The organism is Ruminococcus sp. (genome assembly GCF_016283395.1).
Window position 1 is genome coordinate 1 of the sequence record NZ_JAEEMU010000052.1, and the last position, 21,924, is coordinate 21,924.

The 21,924-nt window shown below is 44.5% G+C and carries 26 protein-coding genes; 15 read left to right on the top strand and 11 right to left on the bottom strand.

All coding sequences use genetic code 11. The annotated features are described in order from the left end of the window. The 11 genes from map to QZZ41_RS13480 all read left to right on the top strand — a co-directional run. Positions 1-460, top strand: a 460-nt coding sequence (gene map, locus QZZ41_RS13430; RefSeq protein ID WP_295073165.1) for a type I methionyl aminopeptidase, incomplete at its 5' end; no start/stop codon positions are given. A 14-nt stretch (positions 461-474) separates the two neighbouring features. Then, the gene (locus tag QZZ41_RS13435) at positions 475-717 is read left to right on the top strand and encodes a KOW domain-containing RNA-binding protein (protein WP_295073167.1); all 243 of its coding nucleotides are present in this window, start codon (positions 475-477) and stop codon (positions 715-717) included. Positions 718-732: 15 nt separating this feature from the next. Next, entirely contained in the window at positions 733-951 is a 219-nt protein-coding gene (gene infA, locus QZZ41_RS13440; RefSeq protein ID WP_009984966.1) for a translation initiation factor IF-1, read from the top strand. Positions 952-1,001: 50 nt separating this feature from the next. Beyond that, the gene (rpmJ, locus tag QZZ41_RS13445) at positions 1,002-1,115 is read left to right on the top strand and encodes a 50S ribosomal protein L36 (protein ID WP_009984964.1); all 114 of its coding nucleotides are present in this window, start codon (positions 1,002-1,004) and stop codon (positions 1,113-1,115) included. A 32-nt stretch (positions 1,116-1,147) separates the two neighbouring features. Further along, a complete protein-coding gene (rpsM, locus tag QZZ41_RS13450) occupies positions 1,148-1,516 on the top strand; it encodes a 30S ribosomal protein S13 (RefSeq protein WP_024860932.1) in 369 nt (122 codons plus the stop codon). A gap of 14 nt (positions 1,517-1,530) precedes the next feature. Further along, a complete protein-coding gene (gene rpsK / locus QZZ41_RS13455) occupies positions 1,531-1,935 on the top strand; it encodes a 30S ribosomal protein S11 (protein WP_009984961.1) in 405 nt (134 codons plus the stop codon). A gap of 21 nt (positions 1,936-1,956) precedes the next feature. Beyond that, a complete protein-coding gene (rpsD, locus tag QZZ41_RS13460) occupies positions 1,957-2,556 on the top strand; it encodes a 30S ribosomal protein S4 (protein ID WP_072951437.1) in 600 nt (199 codons plus the stop codon). Between the two features lie 69 nt (positions 2,557-2,625). Continuing rightward, complete coding sequence (locus QZZ41_RS13465; protein ID WP_028517941.1) at positions 2,626-3,591, top strand: DNA-directed RNA polymerase subunit alpha; 966 nt, start codon at positions 2,626-2,628, stop codon at positions 3,589-3,591. A gap of 48 nt (positions 3,592-3,639) precedes the next feature. Then, a complete protein-coding gene (gene rplQ, locus QZZ41_RS13470; protein ID WP_074715783.1) occupies positions 3,640-3,981 on the top strand; it encodes a 50S ribosomal protein L17 in 342 nt (113 codons plus the stop codon). A gap of 168 nt (positions 3,982-4,149) precedes the next feature. Continuing rightward, positions 4,150-4,671, top strand: a complete 522-nt coding sequence (gene yajC, locus QZZ41_RS13475) for a preprotein translocase subunit YajC (RefSeq protein ID WP_295073181.1) — start codon at positions 4,150-4,152, stop codon at positions 4,669-4,671. A 52-nt stretch (positions 4,672-4,723) separates the two neighbouring features. Next, positions 4,724-5,125, top strand: coding sequence for a TIGR04086 family membrane protein (locus QZZ41_RS13480; protein ID WP_295073183.1), 402 nt, complete (start codon positions 4,724-4,726; stop codon positions 5,123-5,125). Here the strand turns inward: QZZ41_RS13480 and QZZ41_RS13485 are convergent. The 4 genes from QZZ41_RS13485 to QZZ41_RS13500 form a co-directional block, all read right to left on the bottom strand. Continuing rightward, complete coding sequence (locus QZZ41_RS13485) at positions 5,119-6,693, bottom strand: trypsin-like peptidase domain-containing protein (protein ID WP_295073185.1); 1,575 nt, start codon at positions 6,691-6,693, stop codon at positions 5,119-5,121. The genes QZZ41_RS13480 and QZZ41_RS13485 overlap by 7 nt on opposite strands. A gap of 3 nt (positions 6,694-6,696) precedes the next feature. Beyond that, the gene (locus QZZ41_RS13490) at positions 6,697-8,163 is read right to left on the bottom strand and encodes a cell wall metabolism sensor histidine kinase WalK (RefSeq protein WP_295073187.1); all 1,467 of its coding nucleotides are present in this window, start codon (positions 8,161-8,163) and stop codon (positions 6,697-6,699) included. Between the two features lie 136 nt (positions 8,164-8,299). Next, on the bottom strand, positions 8,300-9,007 hold the full coding sequence (locus tag QZZ41_RS13495) for a response regulator transcription factor (protein WP_295073190.1): 708 nt from the start codon (positions 9,005-9,007) through the stop codon (positions 8,300-8,302). Positions 9,008-9,325: 318 nt separating this feature from the next. Next, the gene (locus QZZ41_RS13500; protein WP_295073193.1) at positions 9,326-10,261 is read right to left on the bottom strand and encodes a zinc-ribbon domain-containing transport protein; all 936 of its coding nucleotides are present in this window, start codon (positions 10,259-10,261) and stop codon (positions 9,326-9,328) included. Between the two features lie 338 nt (positions 10,262-10,599). On the opposite strand from QZZ41_RS13500, the gene QZZ41_RS13505 reads away from it, so the two are divergent. Then, a complete protein-coding gene (locus QZZ41_RS13505) occupies positions 10,600-13,056 on the top strand; it encodes a glycoside hydrolase family 9 protein (RefSeq protein WP_295073196.1) in 2,457 nt (818 codons plus the stop codon). Between the two features lie 185 nt (positions 13,057-13,241). Here the strand turns inward: QZZ41_RS13505 and QZZ41_RS13510 are convergent, their stop codons facing one another. The 5 genes from QZZ41_RS13510 to QZZ41_RS13530 form a co-directional block, all read right to left on the bottom strand. After that, the gene (locus QZZ41_RS13510; RefSeq protein WP_175460903.1) at positions 13,242-13,415 is read right to left on the bottom strand and encodes a hypothetical protein; all 174 of its coding nucleotides are present in this window, start codon (positions 13,413-13,415) and stop codon (positions 13,242-13,244) included. Positions 13,416-13,445: 30 nt separating this feature from the next. Next, positions 13,446-14,153, bottom strand: coding sequence for a PspA/IM30 family protein (locus QZZ41_RS13515; protein WP_295073201.1), 708 nt, complete (start codon positions 14,151-14,153; stop codon positions 13,446-13,448). A gap of 159 nt (positions 14,154-14,312) precedes the next feature. Beyond that, the gene (locus QZZ41_RS13520) at positions 14,313-14,582 is read right to left on the bottom strand and encodes a hypothetical protein (RefSeq protein ID WP_295073204.1); all 270 of its coding nucleotides are present in this window, start codon (positions 14,580-14,582) and stop codon (positions 14,313-14,315) included. A gap of 99 nt (positions 14,583-14,681) precedes the next feature. Next, positions 14,682-15,848: a sporulation protein YqfD gene (locus tag QZZ41_RS13525; RefSeq protein WP_295073206.1), complete on the bottom strand. Its 1,167-nt coding sequence runs from the start codon at positions 15,846-15,848 to the stop codon at positions 14,682-14,684. Next, entirely contained in the window at positions 15,790-16,107 is a 318-nt protein-coding gene (locus tag QZZ41_RS13530; RefSeq protein WP_295073209.1) for a YabP/YqfC family sporulation protein, read from the bottom strand. The genes QZZ41_RS13525 and QZZ41_RS13530 overlap by 59 nt, the downstream gene beginning before the upstream one ends. 58 nt (positions 16,108-16,165) lie before the next feature. On the opposite strand from QZZ41_RS13530, the gene QZZ41_RS13535 reads away from it, so the two are divergent. From QZZ41_RS13535 to groL, 3 genes are all read left to right on the top strand, one after another. Next, positions 16,166-17,281, top strand: a complete 1,116-nt coding sequence (locus tag QZZ41_RS13535) for a hypothetical protein (RefSeq protein ID WP_295073212.1) — start codon at positions 16,166-16,168, stop codon at positions 17,279-17,281. A 161-nt stretch (positions 17,282-17,442) separates the two neighbouring features. After that, on the top strand, positions 17,443-17,715 hold the full coding sequence (groES, locus tag QZZ41_RS13540) for a co-chaperone GroES (RefSeq protein ID WP_028517955.1): 273 nt from the start codon (positions 17,443-17,445) through the stop codon (positions 17,713-17,715). Between the two features lie 160 nt (positions 17,716-17,875). Beyond that, positions 17,876-19,498 (top strand): chaperonin GroEL, encoded by a 1,623-nt coding sequence (gene groL / locus QZZ41_RS13545; RefSeq protein ID WP_295073215.1) that lies wholly within the window; start codon positions 17,876-17,878, stop codon positions 19,496-19,498. A 492-nt stretch (positions 19,499-19,990) separates the two neighbouring features. On the opposite strand, the gene QZZ41_RS13550 is transcribed toward groL, so the two are convergent. Beyond that, a complete protein-coding gene (locus QZZ41_RS13550; protein ID WP_295073218.1) occupies positions 19,991-20,611 on the bottom strand; it encodes a hypothetical protein in 621 nt (206 codons plus the stop codon). Positions 20,612-20,621: 10 nt separating this feature from the next. Then, positions 20,622-21,908 carry a phosphoribosylamine--glycine ligase gene (gene purD, locus QZZ41_RS13555; protein ID WP_295073221.1) on the bottom strand — a complete coding sequence of 429 codons (1,287 nt, stop codon included), beginning with the start codon at positions 21,906-21,908 and terminating at the stop codon, positions 20,622-20,624. Positions 21,909-21,924: the final 16 nt, after the last annotated feature.

A 21,924-nucleotide genomic window follows, 5' to 3' on the forward strand; every position in this document is an offset into this window, starting at 1 on the left:
AGCCGCTTATGAGGGCTTCAACGGAGACAGCTGCTGGACCTTCCCTGTGGGTAAAATTTCTGATGAAGATAAAGCATTGCTTGAGGTAACCGAGGCGAGCCTCTATGAAGGTATCGCACAGGCTCAGGTTGGCGCAAGAATCGGAGATATTTCTCATGCTGTAGAAGAGTATTGTGCTTCACGAGGCTACGGAATCGTAAGAAATTACTGCGGCCACGGAATCGGCAGAGAGGTTCACGAATCACCTGAAGTACCGAACTGGGGACGTGCAGGTCACGGACCGAGACTGGTAGCGGGTATGACGATATGTATCGAGCCTATGATAAATGTCAGAGGCGACGATGTAAAAACTCTCAATGACGGATGGACCGTGGTTACCAAAACTGGTTCACTGTCGGCTCATTTTGAGCACGCTATCGCAATAACTCCTGACGGTCCCGTCATTCTGACACAGCCCTGACGGAGGGAATTATCGTGAAGCTGCTGAAAGGCTCTGTTGTAAAGGCGGAGGCAGGCAGAGACGGCGGAAAGTATTTCGCAGTCGTGGACGCCGGTGAAAAGTATTGCTTCATCGCAGACGGCAAGAGCAGGAAGCTCGCAAGCCCGAAGCGGAAGAATATAAAGCATATCCGCGTTACAGACAGTATGATCGATCTAAACGATATAACTGATAAAAAACTCAGAAATATGCTGAAACAGTTCAGCGACGCTGAGTAAAGGAGGTTATGTAAAGTGTCAAAAGAAGATGTAATCGAGGTTGAGGGCGTCGTAACAGATGCTCTGCCAAATGCAATGTTTAAGGTTCAGCTTGAAAACGGTCATGAGGTATTATCACACGTGTCCGGCAAGCTCAGAATGAATTATATCAGAATCGTTCCTGGTGACAAGGTAAAGCTTGAAATGTCACCGTACGACCTCTCAAAAGGCCGTATCACATGGCGCGTTAAGTAATATTACAGGATATCACATATATCCGCTATCCGCTAAAGGAGGTATTTTCAATGAAAGTCAGACCTTCAGTAAAACCTATTTGCGAAAAGTGCAAGGTTATTAAACGTAAAGGCAGAATCATGGTTATCTGCGAAAACCCAAAGCATAAGCAGCGCCAGGGCTAATCCCGACGCATTAATGGAGGTGCAATTTTAATATGGCAAGAATAGCCGGTGTTGACCTTCCAAAGAATAAGAGAATCGAAATCGGTCTCACTTATATCTACGGAATCGGTCGTCAGACTGCAACAAATATCCTCGCAGCAACAGGCGTAAATCCTGACGTAAGAGTTAAGGATCTCGCAGAAGAGGATGTAGCTAAGCTTCGTGACTATATAGACGAGCATTACACAGTTGAGGGTGACCTCCGCCGTGAAGTTGCTCTTAACATCAAGAGACTTGTTGAAATAGGCTGCTACAGAGGCGTTCGTCATCGTAAGGGTCTCCCTGTAAGAGGACAGAGAACAAAGACAAACGCAAGAACTCGTAAGGGTCCTGTAAAGACTATCGCAAACAAGAAGAAGTAAGGAGGTTATGAGCTTTGGCACAGCAGAAGGGTAAAAAAGTTACTACTATCAGAAGACGTAGAGAACGTAAGAATATCGAAAGCGGCGCAGTTCATATTCAGTCCACTTTCAATAATACGATCGTAACTATTACAGATACAGCCGGAAACGCAATTTCATGGGCAAGCGCAGGCGAGCTCGGTTTCAGAGGCTCAAAGAAGTCAACTCCTTTCGCAGCACAGACAGCTGCTGAAACAGCTGCAAAGGCTGCTATGGAGCACGGACTCAAGAATGTAGAAGTATACGTAAAGGGACCTGGTGCAGGTCGTGAAGCAGCTATCAGAGCACTTCAGACAGTAGGCCTTGAGGTAAGAATGATCAAGGACGTAACACCTATCCCGCACAATGGCTGCCGTCCGCCTAAGAGACGTCGTGTCTGATCAAATTGGAGGTGTATTAAAATGGCAGTACAGAAAGAACCAATTCTTAAAAAGTGCAGATATCTGGGCATCAGCCCTGCTGTAATGGGCGTTTCAAAGAAGGAGTCAATCCGTTTCAAGAACGCTAACAACAGAAAGAAGATCTCTGAATACGGACTTCAGCTCAAGGAAAAGCAGAAGCTGAAGTTTATCTACGGCGTACTTGAGAAGCCTTTCAGACATTATTTCTCAATCGCTGAAAAGATGGAGGGTAAAGCAGGTGATAACCTTATCACTGTTCTCGAATCCAGACTTGATAGTGTTGTATACAGAATGGGTCTCGCTCTTACAAGAAGAGAAGCAAGACAGCTCGTTGTACACAGCCACTATACAGTAAACGGCAAGAAGGTAAACATTCCTTCCTATAGAGTTAAGGTTGGCGACGTTATCGCTCTCAAGGAGAAGGACAGAACTTCTGAAAAGTTCAAGGCTACAGTAGAGGAAACTAAGGACAGACTCGTTCCTGTATGGCTCACAGCTAACAAGGATGATTTCTCTGCTACAGTTAATCGTCTCCCCTCAGCTGAGGATATTGACTACGAGGTAGCTACTCACCTCATCGTCGAGCTGTACTCCAAGTAATCCGAAAGAGGATCTGCTTGAAGCGTCAGTATTCGAAATCAACATTAATTGCGAAATAGGAGGGTTTTTATGCTGGAAAAAATTAATAAGCCTGATATTGATATTGTCGAGCTTAAAAGTGACGGCAAATACGGCAAATTCGTTTTAGCACCGCTGGAGCGTGGATACGGTATTACACTTGGAAACAGCCTCAGACGTGTGCTGCTCTCCTCACTTCCTGGTGTGGCTGTAACATCTGTAAAGCTTTCGGGCAAGGATGGTACAGTTCACCATGAGTTGTCAACTATTCCGGGCGTAAAAGAAGACGTTACGGAAATAATCCTCAGTATTAAAGGACTGACGGCAAAACTTTACGGAGAAGGTCCTAAGACAGTATATATAGAGGCAGAGGGCGAATGTGAGATCACTGCCGGCGATATAAAGACAGATTCAGAGGTAAATATCCTGGATCCAGGTATGCATATCGCAACACTTGGCAAGGACGCTAAGCTCTATATGGAGATCACTATCGACAGAGGCAGAGGCTATGTTTCAGCAGAAAGAAACAAGAAGCAGATCAACCTCCCAGTTGATGTTATCGCTGTAGACAGCATCTATACTCCTGTTCTTAAGGTTAATTATACCGTAGAGGATACACGACTCGGTCAGGTCACAGACTATGATAAGCTTACAATGGAGGTATGGACCGATGGTACTATCTCTGCTAAGGAAGCTTTATCACAGGCAGCCAATCTCCTCAACGAGCATCTGAAGCTGTTCATCGACCTCTCAGAAGAGGCTGGACTTGCTGAGGTCCTTGTTGAAAAGGACGAGAAGGGTAAGGAAAAAATCCTTGAGATGACCATTGAGGATCTTGACTTATCTGTACGTTCATTCAATTGTCTGAAGCGTGCAGGAATCAATACCGTGGATGACTTGATCAATAAGTCAGAGGAAGAAATGATGAAGGTTAGAAACCTTGGAAAGAAATCCTTCGATGAGGTTAAGGAAAAGCTCCAGTCATTGGGCTTCGACCTCTCATCAGAAGAGGAATAAATCTTAAAACGTGCGTAAAGCGCACAACTATAAAAAGGAGTGAATACAATGCCGGGTACAAGAAAGCTGGGCAGAACATCTGATCATAGAAAGGCTATGCTCAGAGGCATGGTAACTTTCCTGCTTGAGAACGGTCAGATCGAAACTACCGTAACAAGAGCTAAGGAAGTACGTGCAGTTGCAGAAAAAATGATCACTATCGGTAAAAATGATGATCTGCACTCCAAGCGTCAGGTATATTCATACATCACTAAGGAGTCCGTTGCAAAGAAGATTTTCGACGAGATCGCTCCAAAGTATGCTGATAAGAACGGTGGTTACACACAGATCGTAAAGATCGGTCCTCGCCGTGGTGACGCTGCTGAAATGGCTATCATCAAGCTCGTTTGATCGCAGATATCTAATTACAAGAGCCGTTCCCTTCAAGGGAGCGGCTTTTCTGTATACATATAATAAAAAAATACGAAAAATCGCCTTAAAGTACTTGCAAAAATATTCGGGATATGATATAATATACAACGTATGAAATACAAATCAAAACGATTGGAGAATTAGTATATGAAGATCAATAAGTTAATTGCTTCTGTTACAGCTGCTGCCTCAACAGCTGCAATGGCTGGATATACAGCTATGTCTGCTTTTGCCGAGGATACACAGCAGACAACTACAGCAAACCAGCAGCAGGCAAGCATGGGCAGTCTGCTTACAATGCCTCTCATGCTCGTCGTAATGTTCGTTCTGCTTTATTTTATGGCAATCAGACCTCAGAAAAAGCGCGACAGAGAGCTCAAGGAAATGCAGCAGAGCTTACAGGTAGGCGATGAAGTAGTTACAGGCGGCGGTATCGTTGGTATCGTTGTAAGCGTGGGCGAGGATACAGTTGTTATCGAAACAGGCGGTGCCAAGCACAAGCTCAGAATAAAGAACTGGGCTATCACAGAGAATGTTTCAGCTGCTGAGCGTTTCAAGGAAGCTAAGGCAGCAGGCAAGACTTCCTCCTCATCAACAGTTGAAGCTGCTGCGGTAGTTGACGATGACGACGATAAGAAGTCAAAGAAAAAGAAGAACGACGAAGAATAAATAATAAGACCTCCGCATAGAATTAGTAATAATTCTAAAGCGGAGGTTTTTTATGCGCAGACAACGGAAAAGCCTGTGGTCAGGCTGGGGGAGCAGTGTGCTCGTAGCTGTTCTTGCAGGAGCTTTATGCATTGGTGCAGGTGCAGTTCTAACAGCTGCGATAGTATATTTCGTTATGAAAGATATGACAATGATAAGAGCCTTTGCAGGAGTATCTCTTGCGGCAGGTGCGTACATAGCTGCTTATATCTGCGGCAAATACAGGCGCAGAAAAGGACTTGTCTGCGGTACAGTATGCGGAGCGTTGCTGTACGCTGTTATAAACGCACTGGCAGTAATAATACTTGGAGAATGGGCAGGCATAAAAAAACTCCTTCTGCTGACCGCTTTCGGTGCAGCAGGAGGAGTCGCAGGTGTAAATTCAAAGCGTCCGAAGAATCTCAGGGATCAATAATTGCCCGAGGTATCTTCTACAAGCTTGAATTTAATGTCATAATAGGTTATTTCGCCGTCTTTATCAATGTGAGCACAGGTAGCAGGTACTGTATCTCCTGCCTTGTACTTGCTGCTTATGGCATCATAAAGCTCGTGGTAGGTGCTGACCTTAGTACCGTCTATAGCAGTTATAAAGTCGCCCTCTTTGAGGTCGGTATTAGCGATATCATAATCCTTTTCGATCCTTATGATGTATACTCCCTTGAAGTCCTCGGGAAGATCAAAGCCAAGTTCTTCCTGTATCTTCTTGATATTGCCCTCAGAGCTCATATCATAGAGCTGTATGCCTATCTTGAAGCGTCCGCCGACATAGCCGTTTTTGATAAGCTCTTCTATGACAGGAGTTGCTTCGTTTATCGTTATTGCAAAGCCCAGACCTTCAAATTCGGCACTTACATATTTTGAAGATGTGATACCGATGACCTGACCGTACATATTTACAAGGGCACCGCCTGAGTTACCGGGGCTTATATCAGCGTTTGTCTGTATGCAGTCCATTTCAAAGCCGCCTGAGTCGCTGCTTATTTTACGGTTTACAGCCGAAACTATTCCGTCTGTTACGGTACTTGCAAGGTTTGCGGGATTACCGATAGCGATGACCTGCTCGCCTACAACAGCTTCGTCGGAGTTGCCCAGTATAGCAGGCTTTAGTCCGTCAGCCTCGACCTTTACGACAGCAATATCTGTTTTTGAGTCTCTGCCGATGACCTTTGCAGTGTATGTCTCGCCGTCGACCGTTTCTACTACATGATAACCGTCTGCTTCGAGAACATGGGCATTGGTAGCAATATAGCCGTCCTCATTGAGAACTATGCCTGAGCCTGTTCCTATAGGGTGCTTTGATGTGAAGTTGCTGTAATCCTTATAGGTGTATATCTTTACGATAGAAGGCTTTACCAGTGCGGCAGCTCCTTCGGGAGTATATTTGCCGTTTTCGTCCTTGAATTTTGCTTCGGAAGCAGCACCTTCGGGCTTTGATTCCCTATACAGTATCACAGGCTTGGGAGTGCCTATTTTATCAACTACATTTTTGCTGTTGATGATATCATAGATTATTCCGCAAACAGCCATAAGTGCTGCAATGATTATAAGTACGACGAACATTATGAGTACAGCAGACTGTCCTTTCGGACGGTGGTTTGCATCATCTGCACCCTCTGAACTCATACTGCTGTTCTGACCGCGTTCAAGCTCCTCGAAGCCTATTGGCTCGTACATGAATTTGTCGTACACAGGTCTGCGTGGCTGACCGTAAGGCTGCTGATCGTAGAAATTTCGGGGCTGCTGCCCGTATCCGTTCTGATAGCCGTTATTGTAGTTGTTCTGCGGCTGTGAATAGCCGTTAGGCTGACTGTAAGCGGTGTTCTGAGGCGGAGGCGGAGCATAGCCTGTGTTGGCGTTATTCTGCTCTGTATTCTGCATACCGCCTGCACCGCTGTTATCAGCAGGTCTCTCATGCTGAGGAGTATATGGCTGCTGAGAGTCATTTTCAGACGGCTCGCGGTAAATATTATCTCTTTCGTCCATTGTTTATCCTTTCGCTTTTGGCTGCTTTTCAGGCAGCTGAATAAGAAACTCGGTATATTCTCCGTACACGCTCTTAACAACTATATGACCGTGGTGGAGATGAACTATCTTACGTGATATAGCCAGACCGAGACCAAGACCTGTAGTATCCTTGCCTCGTGATGAATCTGTCTTGTAGAAGCGGTCAAAGACCTGAGTTATCTCGTCGTTTTTCAGACCTTCGCCTGTATTTTTTATGCCTATGGTACAATTACCGTTTACGGAACGCTCAAAGCGGAATGAGAGCGTTCCGCCTGTATTTATGAATTTTACGGCGTTTTCGACGAGATTGTATATTACCTGCTGTAAGAGATCTGCATCGACTTCACAGGTCATTCTTTCACTTCCGAGACCTTCAACTTCAAGGTTTTTGTCCTCGATCTTTTTCTCGAACATGAGAACAGTCTGTATAACTATCTCGGTAAGGTTTACATCGCGGAAATTAGGTCTGAGAGTACCTGTTTCAAATCTCGACATATTGAGCATTGACGAGATGAGTATTCGCAGACGCTTTATCTCCTTTGAAACAAGAACAAGGTACTCATTCTGTCTGCCCTTAGTGATAGTACCGTCAAGGATACCGTCAACAAATCCGCCTATTGTAGTGATAGGAGTCCTGAGCTCATGTGAGACATTGGCAATGAAGGTCTTACTTGTCTCTTCACTCTTTGCAACGTCAGCAGCGACTGTATTGACGTAATCAGCGATCTCTGATGAGGTATACGGGACATTTGTAGGGATAGTCTCAGAGAAGTCGCGTCTTGCGTACTGTTCGGATATCCTTGCAAATATCCTTTCGTATTCGTCAAGCTTGTTGAATCTTCTCTTTATGAGCAAAAGCTGTACCGCTATGCTGAGCGCACATATGAGAGTGTAGAATAAGGCTATTTTCAGCGCAAAAGAGTTGATACCGTCTGATTTGCTGTATATCTTGGAGTACATATGCATTGGGACGATATCGTCTTTACCTTTCAGGAAGAAGCTGCTTCCGTAAAGCATATACGGTTCATTTGCCGAGATATTCTTTGTTTCGAGGTCAAGATAGTCGTTGGCATCGAGACTTTCCATTTCCGTAGCGGAGATCTTATCGCTGTTTTTTACTACCTTTTTGGGCGTTTCTTTATAGTCAGCGTCTGAGAGGACGCAGTTGCCGTTGTCATCGTAGATGTATATCATCAGGTGGTATTTGCTTGAAAACTTCTTGTGAAGAGTTTTTGTCATCTCTGAGCGTGTATCGCGCGTTTCGGAATAATTATCCTGCATACAGCTTATAAACAGATCTCCGATAGACTGAAGCTCGTCAAGCTTTGATGATTTATATATCGAAGAGCTTATAGTTATAATGATAACGCCGATAACGATATTTACTGAAAGAACAATAAAGATCAGAAATATAAAAAGCTTGTCATATGAGCTTTTTTTTGTTTTCAAGCAGGATCACCTCTATATAAAATAAGGGGACAGTCGGTCCCCTTGATGATTTGAAATTATCTTCATTCCTCGTAAATACGCTCACTCCATGCGTATCGAAAAATATCGGACATTTGCAGTTTGATATAATGAGAGCTTATTCCTCTTCGTCGGCTTCAAACTTATAGCCAACACCCCATACAGTCTTGAGAGTCCACTTATCGGAAATTCCCTCAAGCTTTTCACGCAGACGCTTGATATGAACGTCAATGGTACGTGAGTCACCGTAGTACTCAAAGCCCCACACTTCGTCAAGGAGCTGGTCACGGGTATAAACTCTGTTCGGGTTGGAAGCAAGATAATAGAGAAGTTCGAGCTCCTTAGGAGGAGTATCTATATTCTTTCCGTTAACTTTCAGCTCATAGCTGTCCATATTTACAGAAAGCTTGTCATAGTGTACTTCTTTCTGTTCAGGCTCAGCCATACCTGTTCCAACGCGGCGTGTTACAGCGTTGATACGGGCGATGACTTCCTTAGCATCGAATGGCTTTACGATGTAATCATCAGCACCAAGTTCGAGACCAATGACCTTGTCGATAGTTTCACCCTTAGCAGTTATCATAATGATCGGGACGTTGGAGATCTTTCTGATCTCACGGCATACCTGCCAGCCGTCCTTTCCGGGAAGCATTATATCCAGCAGCACCATATCCGGGCTGAGAGCCTTGAATTTAACAACAGCATCATCGCCGTCGTGACAAAGAAGGACACTGTAGCCGTCTTTTTCGAGATAAAGTCTGAGAAGATCACAGATGTTCTTGTCATCGTCAACTATAAGGACTTTTGGATTTTTTTCGTTAGCCATATTGTTAATACCTTCCTTCCGTATTGAACCTATACTTCCCCTTATTTGCACATTTGCAAAGAAAGTATTTTAACCCCTAAATAATTTCAATAATACGGGCATAAAACAACTGCCCATTGCAATAAGATATTAAAATTATTATAACTCAATTTTACAAAAATGTCAATCAAAAATAACTATTTTTTGAATAGAAGTAGAAATTTTTGAAAAATCACTAAATGTTCAGCATACGAATTGTAAATTCAGTGAAAATATTTACTCATTGCATAAAATACCGTGCTTCTGTCAGGATAGAAGCACGGTATGATAGAGCGTTATTTATTTTTGAGTGTGCTGTGAGATACCCTTGATGTTGCTTACAGCCCAGTCAAATGTATCTGTAGTAAGAACAGAGCCGCAGTATTCGCAGACTGTGTTCTGATTTATGTCGATATGAGCACCGCAGTACGGACAGGTCTGTGAGGTCGTGCCTGTAGACTTTGACGTTGTCACGCCTGTTGTGCGGACGAGAGTCCATTCGTATGTCATGAACTTCTCGTGAGTATTGTCACCGCGGACAATAGCACCTGTATTGTCGTCGGTAACGTAATCAACGATACGTGTATCGAGCTGGATAACGATTACATCAAGGCCACCCTCCTGTCTCCATCCGAGAAGTTCAGTATTGAGCACAGCTATGCGCTCAACATGGTTGGTCTGGTTGTTCTGACGGTACTTGTCAAGCTGTCTGTCCATCTGAGCGAACATAGCACTTGTCATGTAAGGTCTGAGAGGCTCTATGTTTTTATTCTGCCACTCATTCTGGAAGCGTACATAGAGATTTGATACCTTTTCGATGAAATCGGATATTGAGAAATCAGGATCAATATCCAGATACTCATAAATGCTTCTGAGGTTGTCCTCAGGCTTGAGAGTATATGTATGATGTTCGGGCTTCTTTTTATTTTTGCTGCTGTTTGCTGACATACCGATGACCGTAAATACAGCTATTGCTCCAACAGCCAATGAAAAACCATTTAAACCGCCGCTGCCCGAGCTGTGATAGTCATCATCATCGTCCCAGTCATAGCTGTGACCGCTGTCCCAGTCGCTGTCATAATCGTTGTCCCAGTCGTTGTCCCAGTCACTGTCCCAGCCGCTGTCATAATCCGAATCCCCTGCGAAATCACCAAAATCCGCACGAGTCCCCAGCGGTATGACTACAAGACAAAGTAACATCATGGAAAAAGCGAGAGACTTTAAGAATTTTTTCATTGATATTCCCCCATATATCATATAATAACAATATTATATCATATGGATCTCGATAAATCAACAGAAGGGGAAAAAAAGTTGCTGCCTAATGTGCTTTCAGAGCAGAAAAAACGGGCAGTATAACGCGCCTTGTCAGCTTTCACAAAATAGCAGTCATGAAATTGGTCATTGTGATAAAATATTGTGACTTTTCTCGTTATACAGCCTTTTTCTGTAGTTTATACCCTTGACAATCCTGCGATAATATGGCATAATCTAAATTGTATAGCTATGTATACTCGTGAGGAAGCTGTGTATTGTTTATACACAGCAATAAAAAATGAGAGGAGAGTTTTACTATGCTTAAAAAGTTTACAAGCGGATTGCTTTCCGCTGTAATTCTCGGAGCGTCTGTGATGTCCTCAGTACCTATGGCTGTTATTGATACTGCAACAGCTGCTGACGGAAAGTTCAATTACGCTGACGCACTTGATAAGTCTCTGTACTTCTATGAGGTCCAGCAGGCAGGACCGCTTCCTGAATGGAACAGAGTTGAGTGGAGAGCCGATTCTACTATGCAGGATCCCGTACTGGGCGGCTGGTACGATGCAGGCGACCACGTAAAATTCAATCTGCCTATGGCTTATTCAGCATCAATGCTCGCATGGGGACTTTATCAGTACCCTGAGGGAGTTGAAAAGGCAGGACTTAAAACCACATACGTAAATAACCTTGAATTCGTTCTTGATTATCTTGCAGATTGTGATAAGGGCACTGAGGTCGTATATCAGGTCGGCATCGGTAAGCATGACCATACATGGTGGGGACCTGTTGAGCTTCTCGAATACGGTATGGAGGATAACTCACATACAATTGCAGAAGCACGTGCAGCACTGAAATCATCAAAGGGATGTACAGCTGTATTCGGTGAAATGGCAGCTGCTCTCGCAGCAGGTGCAGCAGCTCTCGACGGCGATATCTCAGCTTCAAAGAAGGCTGATTATATCAAGCACGCTGAAAATATCTACAAGATAGCAAAATCATCACCAGGTGATGATGTTTACAATAAGAGTGACGCTCAGGGCTTCTATCAGTCAAGCCACTTCTATGATGAGCTCTTCTATGCTGCAAACTGGCTCTACATCGCAACAGGCGAGCAGACATATCTCGACGAAGCTAAGGGCTATATCTCAAAGCTCCCTGAGATGCGCGGTGAAGGCGGTACTGCTTACGGCTGGGGCCATTGCTGGGACGATAATACACAGGGCGGTATGCTGCTCTACGCTATAAATTCAAACGATTCTACAGCTATTGCACACGTTAAGAAGCACTGTGACCGCTGGGTAAACGGCGATGAAGCAAAGAAGATAAGCGGCGGACTCCGCTGGCTCAGCAACTGGGGTTGTCTCAGATATGCAAACACAGCTGCATTCCTTGCAACAGTAGCAAGCGATACTATCCTCAAGTCTGAGGCTGACAAATATGCTGAGTTTGCTGAGACACAGGTAAACTACGCTCTCGGTGACAACCCGCTCAAGCAGAGCTATGTTGTCGGATTTGGAGACAAGTATCCTCAGAATCCTCATCACCGTACATCACACGGTTCATGGAAGAACGATCTGAAGATACCTTCACACGCTCGCCATATCCTTTATGGCGCACTTGTAGGCGGCCCTAACGAGGATGGCTCTTACAATGATGACCGTCAGGACTTTATAAACAACGAGGTGGCTACAGACTATAATGCAGGCTTCACAGCTATGCTTTGTAAGATGGTATCCAAGTACGGCGGAACAAAGGATCCAAGTTTCCCTGCAAAGGAAGTTCACGACAGCCCTGAGTTTTACGTTGAGGTGCTTTCAAAGGGCGGCGATTCAAGCGGACAGACTATCAGCTTCAAGGTAACTAACCACTCTGCATGGCCTGCAAGAGTACAGGACAATATCTCATTCAGATACTACATGGATCTCAGTGAAGTTATCGCAGCAGGCAAGAAGCCTGAGGATCTCGTTATCCGCTGCGACCGTGACCAGGCAGCAATGTACTCAGGCAAGGGCTACAAGGCAGCTGAGATATCAAAGCCTATCCAGTACAGCGGCAATATCTACTATATCGAAGTAAATCTTCCTGACGGAAGAGTCGTTCTTCCTATTTCCGAAGGACAGCAGCAGTGCGAGATACTCCTTGCACTTGTAATGCCTGATTACGGCAGCGGCTGGGATGGTTCAAACGATTTCTCAAATCAGGGACTTGGCAAGACTGCAAAGGGTGCTGATGGTTCAACTATAGGTGTTATGTCACCTTATGTACCTGTTTATATCAACGGCAAGCTTTACTACGGCGAAGAGCCTGACGGCACAAAGGCTGACGGACTCGGCGGCACAGGCAGTGATACTCCAAAGGTAACTACATCAACTACTACAAAGCCAAATGAGACAACAACCACCACAACTACAACCACATCTACTACATCAGAGACTACTACAAGCACAACAACTACGGTTACACAGCCTGTTGAGATCACAACAACTTCAGTTGCAGTTACTACAGACGGCGCAAATCTGCCTAAGGTAACTAAATACGGCGATGCTAACTGTGACGGCGATGTTGATATGTCTGATATAGTTCTTATCATGCAGAGCCTTGCAAATCCGAACAAGTACGGACTTAAAGGTACAGACGATCATCATCTTACAGAAACAGGTTCTGCAAATGCAGACGTTGATGCTTCAAGCAAGGGCATCACATCAAATGATGCGCTCCGCATACAGGAGTTCCTGCTCAATAAGATAACAAGTCTTGATCCGACCAAGTAATGACAAATTTAAAAGCTCCCTGAATTATCGGGGAGCTTTTTTATCTGCCTGTCTAAAATTGTAGGGACGACCATTGGTCGTCCGCAAAATATGTCCGCGTAAGCGGACACCTCAATTATGAATTACGCATTATGAATTATGCATTAGAAAGCTCCGAAGCATAGTGCTTCGGAGCTTTGACTTCTTTAGATACCGCAATCTTCATATTCTTTCCACTTCTCATAGTAGAGCTTGTTGCTCCAGCTGCGGAAAAGAATATATGCTACTGAAACCATTCCAATGAATAGTGCACAAAGTATGGGCATTGACTCCCTTAACATTTTTTTTGCGGAATATACATTTTCTTTTTTGCGGCTCATAAAATAAATTCCTTTGCTTTTAGTTTTTTATCAGTCAGCGTTGTTTGAAGCTGCGCCGCCATTCATCTCAGCCATGAGTCTCTGGAGCTCAGCATCTACCTTTGCATCTGAAGCAAGCTGATTGAAAGTATCCTTCAGCTCGTCGCCTGATCCACCGCCGAGTGCATCGCCTGCAATCTCAGTGAAAGCAGCAGCTTCAGCTTCCTTGCGTACGACCTTGTCTTCCATTCTCTGGAACTTCTCAAAAGAGGAGTTAGGATCGAAAGTACCTGCTGCCTTAGCAAGGCTCTTCTGAGTATCAGCCATCTGTGAGCGAGCGATGAGCATTGCCTGACGGCTCTTAGCCTCTTCAAGCTTAGCCTTGAGCACCTCTACCTGATCGCCGATAGCGTCTGTCTGTGAAGAGATGGAATCGTACATTTCCTTATAGTTTGCAACGTCCTCGTCAGCCTTGACCTTTCTTGCGAGAGCCTGCTTAGCAAGGTCCTGATCTCCCTTAGCGAGAGCAGCCTTAGCCTTAGTTTCCCAGTCAGCTGATATCTTCTGAGCATCAAGGTACTTCTTCTCAGCGAGGCGTTCGCTTGCCTTAGCCTTGCCGTAGTTCTGAGTAGCCTTTGTGAGCTCTGTCTGCATATCAATGATGATCTGCTTGACCATCTTCTCAGGATCTTCTGCTCTGTCGATAAGATCGTTTACGTTAGCCTTGAGAAGGTCGCTTAATCTTCTGAATACACCCATTTTTATAATCCTCCTGTTTCATGTAACAATGTGTTTCAGGTACACCCCTTGTACCACAAGATTATTATATTGTAAAAGTTTGTGGTTGTCAATAAAAAATCAGACGATTTCATCTGATTTTCATTTATCAGGCTTATGTGTGAACGCATTATTACCAATTTATTCCCCGTTTTTTTCCAGTTCATTAATATATTGTCCCAGCTGTTTAAAGTCGGTATTTTCTGAACTCAGACACTTATCCGTGTCGGTGCCGAGGAATTTTTCACGGAGATCGAGCAATTTATTTCTGCGCTCAAAAGCTTCAGCAGTCATGACTATCATATCCTGACATTTATCGTTTACGAGTTTCATAGGTTCTGAGGTTATAGAACACAGTTTTACGAAAAGCTCATAATTATCATTAAAGTCATCGCTTTTAATTGATATCATGGAAAGTCTCTCCTTTCAAGGCGAAAATTGATCCCCTGCTTACTATTTTACATTGAAAAGAGAGCTTTGTCAATATTTTTTTGTAAAAAATGACTACTTCTATTTTATAAATATATCTTTTTGCAGAGCGATACTGCTTTCGAGGGTGTATTTAACGTTTATAGTCAAAGTATCTTCGGTTTTTGAGGTATCAATGGTCCGTGAGATTATGCGTGTATCGCCGTCAAGGAAGTTATTTTCGTAAAGGTATACTCTTTCCATGAGACGCTGTGACAGTTCTTCCTCTGTGAATGTATTTTCCACAGGTGAAAGCTCGGTTATATCGGTCCTGTCGATACCTATGGTGAGCTCTTTACCGAAGAGTTCAAGGCGTTTTTGTGAGTTTTCTGCATCACTGTGGGCATAGTCGTTATGTCCGAAAGAGAGCGGTATATCGAGACTGAAAAGCCTTAGCCTGCGAAGTATCTTCCTTTTGCCTGTAGGAGCAAGCTCCTGCGAAATGAAAGGAGCGGAGAAGCTTACATTTTCCTCATAAGTACCTCGGATATCGCCCATAGCGTGATAAATGAAAGTCTTGCCGTTCGGACCGTCGGAAACTCCGCTGATGAGGAGAGTGCCTTTTGGAACGTAGTCCCCGACTATGTGTTTCAGCTCGCCGCTCTGAACGAGCACCGAGGATATTACTGCATCACGGCTTGCGACTATATTGCAGGGGACACGCTCAAGAGACATATCGGGCTTGGGTTCGGCTTCACGTATCTGTACAACAATACGGCTGCCTGTGTGTCTTATGCCTGCCCAAGCTATGCCCTTGACCATTGTTTTGAGTCTGTTCTGACATTCACGCAGGTCAAGGCGGTAAAGGGGAGTGCCTGCTTTTACATCGAGCTCTGCAAGGGCTGAGAGGATAATATTATCACTTATTGAAGTATTTCCTTCGATCTCTATAGTGACGATAGTCTGAGAGAAATAAAGCACCGATACGGCTGCAAGGATAAGTCCCATAAACAGACCTATTCGTTTCCGATAGCGGCGGAGTCTTGCGGAAAGGCTGTCGTATTCGGCGGTTTTCAGCTCTACGCCGCATTCCTTTGCAAGTTCACGTATCCTTTTCATATCCCTGTTAAACACATCACCGCGGAATATTTCACCGCGGCAGTACTGCCCTCTGCATTCTATGCGGTTTTCGTGCATAAGATTTATGAACTTATAGAGTTTCTTCCCCTGTGCGTTTATCCTCGTAGATCCTCTTAATTTCACGTTCATTATGCTTGTTCCTTTCTGTAAATTCTATTTTTTCGATATATCCGCGTATGACAAGTCCGCCTGTACGGAAGTCATAGGCTCTCAGGTCGCTCCCGTGTATACTTATATAAAGTCCACCCGAGACCAGCCGCATATAGACCTCGTTATATTCCTCTATCCTGCGGCAGTTATCTATTATAAGCTCCTTGTTGTCGGAAATGTGTATCCCTGAGTTTAAATAGAGAGTTTCACGGGTAAGCTCCGCAAGCCATTCAAACATAAGCTTCACTCCTGTATATTTTTTCACTTCCAATAATATGATTAAAGTGGTGATGATTATGAAGATATTTGCAGAAAAAGCTGCAAAAACGGTGAAGCTTGCAATACTTGCGGCAGCTGTCATGTTCTGCACATTCGATACTGCGGCAGCCGCAGAAGCGGTCTATGGCAGTGTTCTGCGCTGTCTGAATGTGGTGATACCGTCACTTTTCGCCATGATGATAGTATCTGCACTTATTGTAAGGAGCGGGGCTCTTACAGTTATGCCAAGGTGGTGCGGACGCATAAGCAGGTTCGTTTTCGGAATGGAAGGGAATATTTTTCCCATATTTACTTTCGGAATGTTCGCAGGTTATCCTGTGGGAGTAAAAATGCTCTGCGAGGAGTACGACGCAGGGAGAATATCAAAAAAACGGGCAGAGCTGCTTGCAGGACTGTGCTTCGGAGCAGGTCCTGCGTTTACATTCGGCTGCATATCGCATCAGCTCTACAGCTCCGACAAAGCAGGAAAGGTTATACTTATATCCAATATCTCCGCAAACTTTATTCTTGCCTTGTTTATGTCCTTTTTTCTCAGGAACAGCTGCGGAGAGAGCAGAAATTGCAGGAAATGCAGCCTGTCATCGGATATGCTTACGGACTCTGTTGTCCACAGCGGCAGGTCAATGGCGGATATATGCATTATGATAACTGCTTTTTCGGTAGTGAATTCACTTCTTATACGCATCGGGACGGCAGCAGCAGTTGGTGAGCTTCTTGCGAAGCTCACCTGCCTCGACCGCAGGAGCGGCGAGGCTTTAGTCGCCGCATTGCTTGATATAACAAATGTTTCGGCATTGCCCTGCGGCGACTGGCTGCTGCTGCCTTACATAAGTGCGCTGGTTTCCTTTGGCGGAATATGTGTTATGTTTCAGCTCTCGGCAGTTTCAGCAGGCAGGATATCGCTGAGACCGCTGATAATGATGCGAATTGCCGCAGCTTTAATGAGTTTCTGGATATGCCGCATGATACTGCCGTATTTCATGGAATACGAAACTGTGGAAGTATCAGTTTTAACAGTGAGCAGAAACAGCGGCGGTTCGTCCGTATCGTCAGTAATGTTAGTGCTGATGACGGTGATGCTTATGTGTGAAATGAGCGGAAAAAGCAATAAAAAGCCAGCCGAAAGCACATAAAAATTCACTTTATAAGGCGCGATTTGTGTACAGTGACAAAAATTGTGAAAGCTTGCAGAAAAGGCTTGATTTATTGTAAAAAGGTGGTAAAATATAATTAGCACTCAAAGAGAAAGAGTGCTAAACATTTATCCGTAATTAATTATCAGGAGGTATATATCATGACTATTAAACCTTTACAGGACAGAGTTGTCGTAAAAATGGTCGAGGCTGAGGAGACTACAAAGAGCGGTATCATTCTTTCAGGTTCAGCAAAGGAAAAGCCTGAGGTAGCTGAGGTCGTTGAGGTAGGTCCCGGCACTTCTGACGTTAAAATGGAAGTTAAGAAGGGCGATAAAGTCCTCATTTCTAAATATTCAGGAACAAACGTAAAGCTCGAGGGTGAAGAGTACATCATCGTAAAGATGGAAGATATCCTCGCAACAGTAAAGTAATGCGTAATAAGTTGAGAGTGGAGAATTGAAAGTTGAGAGTTAATGTATCGGCTTACGCCGATTGATTGGAAAATTTTTCAATCTGTCCCCGTCAGGGGACACAACAACTCTCAACTCTAAACTCTCAACTGTAAACTATATTATAAAGGAGTAAATTATCATGGCTAAGGATATAAAGTACGGCGAAGACGCAAGAAAAGCACTTCAGGCAGGTATCGACAAGCTTGCTGATACTGTAAGAATAACAATGGGACCTAAGGGTAGAAACGTAGTTCTCGACAAGAAGTTCGGTGCTCCCCTCATTACAAATGACGGTGTTACTATCGCTAAGGATATCGAGCTTGAGGACGCTTTCGAGAACATGGGCGCACAGCTCGTTAAGGAAGTTGCTACAAAGACAAACGATGCAGCTGGTGACGGTACAACAACTGCTACACTTCTCGCACAGACTATCGTTCGTGAGGGTATGAAGAATATCGCAGCAGGTGCAAATCCAATGGTACTCAAGAAGGGTATCGCTAAGGCTGTAGACGTTGCTGTAAAGGCTATCGTTGACAACTCAAAGGCTGTACAGGGCAGCGAGGATATCGCAAGAGTAGGTACAGTTTCTTCTGCTGACGAGGCAGTAGGTAAGCTCATTGCCGAGGCTATGGAAAAGGTAACTGCTGACGGCGTTATTACTCTCGAAGAGAGCAAGACAGCTGAGACATACAGCGAAGTTGTTGAAGGTATGCAGTTCGACAGAGGCTACATCTCACCATATATGGTAACAGATGCAGACAAGATGGAAGCTGTTTACGATGACGCTTTCGTTCTTATCACAGACAAGAAGATATCTTCTATCCAGGAGATACTCCCACTTCTCGAGCAGATCGTAAAAATGGGCAAGAAGCTTGTTATCATTGCTGAGGACGTTGAGGGCGAAGCTCTTACAACAATTATCCTCAATAATCTCCGCGGTACATTCAAGGTTGCAGCTGTTAAGGCTCCCGGCTTTGGTGACAGACGTAAGGAAATGCTCAAGGATATTGCAATTCTCACAGGCGGCGAGGTAATTTCTTCCGAGCTCGGTCTTGAACTCACAGAGACAACTATCGACCAGCTTGGTCAGGCTAAGCAGGTAGTTATCCAGAAGGAGAACACTATCATCGTTGACGGTGCAGGCGACAAGAATGCTATCAAGTCAAGAGTTGCACAGATCAGAAAGGCTATCGAGACTACAACTTCTGATTTCGACCGTGAGAAGCTTCAGGAAAGACTTGCTAAGCTTGCAGGCGGTGTTGCAGTTATCAAGGTAGGTGCTGCTACAGAGATCGAGATGAAGGAGAAGAAGCTCCGTATCGAGGACGCTCTTGCAGCTACAAAGGCAGCTGTTGAAGAGGGTATCGTAGCAGGCGGCGGTACAGCATTCGTAAATGCTATGCCAGCTGTAAACAAGCTTATCCCAACACTTGACGGCGATGAAAAGACAGGTGCTAAGATAATCCTCAAGGCACTTGAAGCTCCTGTACGTCAGATCGCTGAGAACGCAGGTCTTGAGGGCAGTGTTATCATCGACAAGATAGTACGTTCACGTAAGGTAGGCTACGGCTTCGATGCTTACAACGAGGTATACACAGACATGATACCAGCAGGTATCGTTGATCCTACTAAGGTTACAAGAAGCGCACTCCAGAACGCTGCATCAGTAGCTTCAATGGTTCTTACAACTGAGAGCCTTGTAGCTGATATCAAGGAGGACACTCCTGCAGCTCCTGCAATGCCAGCAGGCGGAATGTATTAAGCGGGGAGCCCCCGCAGGCTTGCCACGTTGACGCTTGCAAGCGCGCTCACTCTTAACAGGAACGTGACTTGTATATCGCTTACAGCGCGGTAATGTGATTAAAATTAAAGGCGGACCTACATAAATGGGTTCGCCTTTTTGTGTACATAATTGTAGGGGCGAGTTCCGCTCGCCCGTTATTTCTGATTATGTTAATCGTGTTGGTTGTAGGGAACGCCGTTATCGGCGTTCCGCAAAAGTGATATAAAAGATTAAGGCGGACTCGAATTATTCGGGTTCGCCTTTTTTGTAGGGGCGGATACTATCCGCCCGAAAACTAATCACTAATAACTAAGCACTAATCACTGATCACCAAAAACGCCTGCATTGTGAAAACTCACAAATGCAGGCGTATGTTTTTGTGCGATATATAGAATTCAAAAATTATTTTTCTGAAATTCAACGCTTATGCATTGAATTTCTCCTTTTTTCGGACTATATATGAAAGCGTTCTCAATCATCAACGATAGAACTTGTAAATTCCGCAACTCTGGCTTTATCGCCGTGGCAGTCCACTTCGATGTCCTCACGGGCAATGAGTTTGCCTATGGAGAAGAACAGCAGAGCGAACGCAATAGAATTTATCATGATACTGAAATAAATACGCAGTCCGATGATATTACCGAGCATTCCGCAGAACATGATAGAAATGCTGATTATAGTGAAAAGTTCCAGTTTCTTTTTATCGGGATCAAGCTGTAAAAATGTAAGACAGGTGAGTCCCGAGAAAGCTGAATGTACCATAGCCAGCAGGAGCGAATAAGGCTGATAGAAGTCGAGCCTGTAGGAATTAAGCTCCAGTATCATCATTAAAACTTCGACAACAATATATATCGTAAGACATATTTTCATCATAGTCCTGAATCGCATAGCCGTTGACATCAGCCAGTCGCCCCACAGGAAAAGACAAAATCCGCCTATTTCCACCGTGTATGCGATGATCTCGAGTAATTTTGAAAAAGAAGAGGTATTGTTATAGGTCTTGTAATATATCAGGCATATGATGCTGAATGCAAAAAACAGCAGATTTGCGATAAAACAGTACTTTATACCGTTATTTAAACGTTTATGCATGATATGCTCCTTAGCTGAGAGACTTCAGAGCTCTCTGACCGATATCTTTTCTGTAGTGAGCACCCTCAAAGCTTATCTTTGATACACCTTCATAAGCCTTATCAAGTGCAGCCTGAAGAGTATCGCCCTTTGCTGTAACGCCGATAACACGGCCGCCGTTTGTGAGGAATTCGCCGTTTTCGCTAAGTTTAGTACCTGCATGATAAACGAAACAGCCCTCAACCTGACCTTTATCGTCAAAGCCGTTCATAACGATTCCCTTTGGATAGCTTTCGGGATATCCGCCGCTTGCCATGATAACGCAGGCACAGCTTCCATTATGCCACTTTATGTCCACCTTGTCAAGTTCGTGGTTGTAAATAGCCTCGAATATCTCATAGAGGTCAGCATCAAGCATAGGAAGTACTACCTGAGTTTCGGGATCACCAAAACGGCAGTTGTACTCTATTACCTTTGGTCCCTTTGGAGTAATCATAAGTCCGAAGTAGAGACAGCCTTCAAAAGTGCGTCCCTCGGCGTTCATAGCGTTCATAGTAGGAATGAATATCTTCTCCATACATTCCTTAGCAATATCCTCAGTGTAGCATGGGTTAGGTGAAACAGTACCCATACCGCCTGTGTTAAGTCCCTGATCTCCGTCAAGAGCGCGCTTGTGATCCATAGAGGATATCATAGGAACTAAAGTTTTTCCGTCAGTGAAGCTGAGAACAGATACCTCAGGACCTGTGAGGAATTCCTCGATAACTATACGTGCGGAGCTCTTTCCGAATTTGAGTTCGTCTATCATATCATGTACAGCTGCTACAGCTTCTTCCTCATTCTGAGCGATGATAACGCCCTTACCGAGAGCAAGACCGTCAGCCTTGATAACAGCAGGGTAGCTGTTCTGCTCTTTGAGGTAAGCGATAGCCTTATCGGACTCTGTGAATACTTCATAGAAAGCTGTAGGGATATTGTATTTCTTCATAAGCTCCTTTGAGAATACCTTAGAGCCTTCTATAATAGCGGCATTAGCCTTAGGACCGAATGTAACGAAGCCCTCTTTCTGCAAAGCGTCCACCATACCAAGTACGAGGGGATCATCAGGAGCAACTACTACCATATCGGGCTTGAGCTGCTTTGCAAGAGCAACTATTCCGTCAACGTCTGTTGCACCTACGTTGAAACATTCAGCATACTTGGATATACCGCCGTTTCCCGGAGCGCAATAGAGCTTACCGATCTTTGGGCTCTCAGCCAGTTTCATTATAATAGCGTGTTCGCGTCCGCCGCCGCCTACTACTAATACGTTCTTCATTGGGAAATTCCTCCTG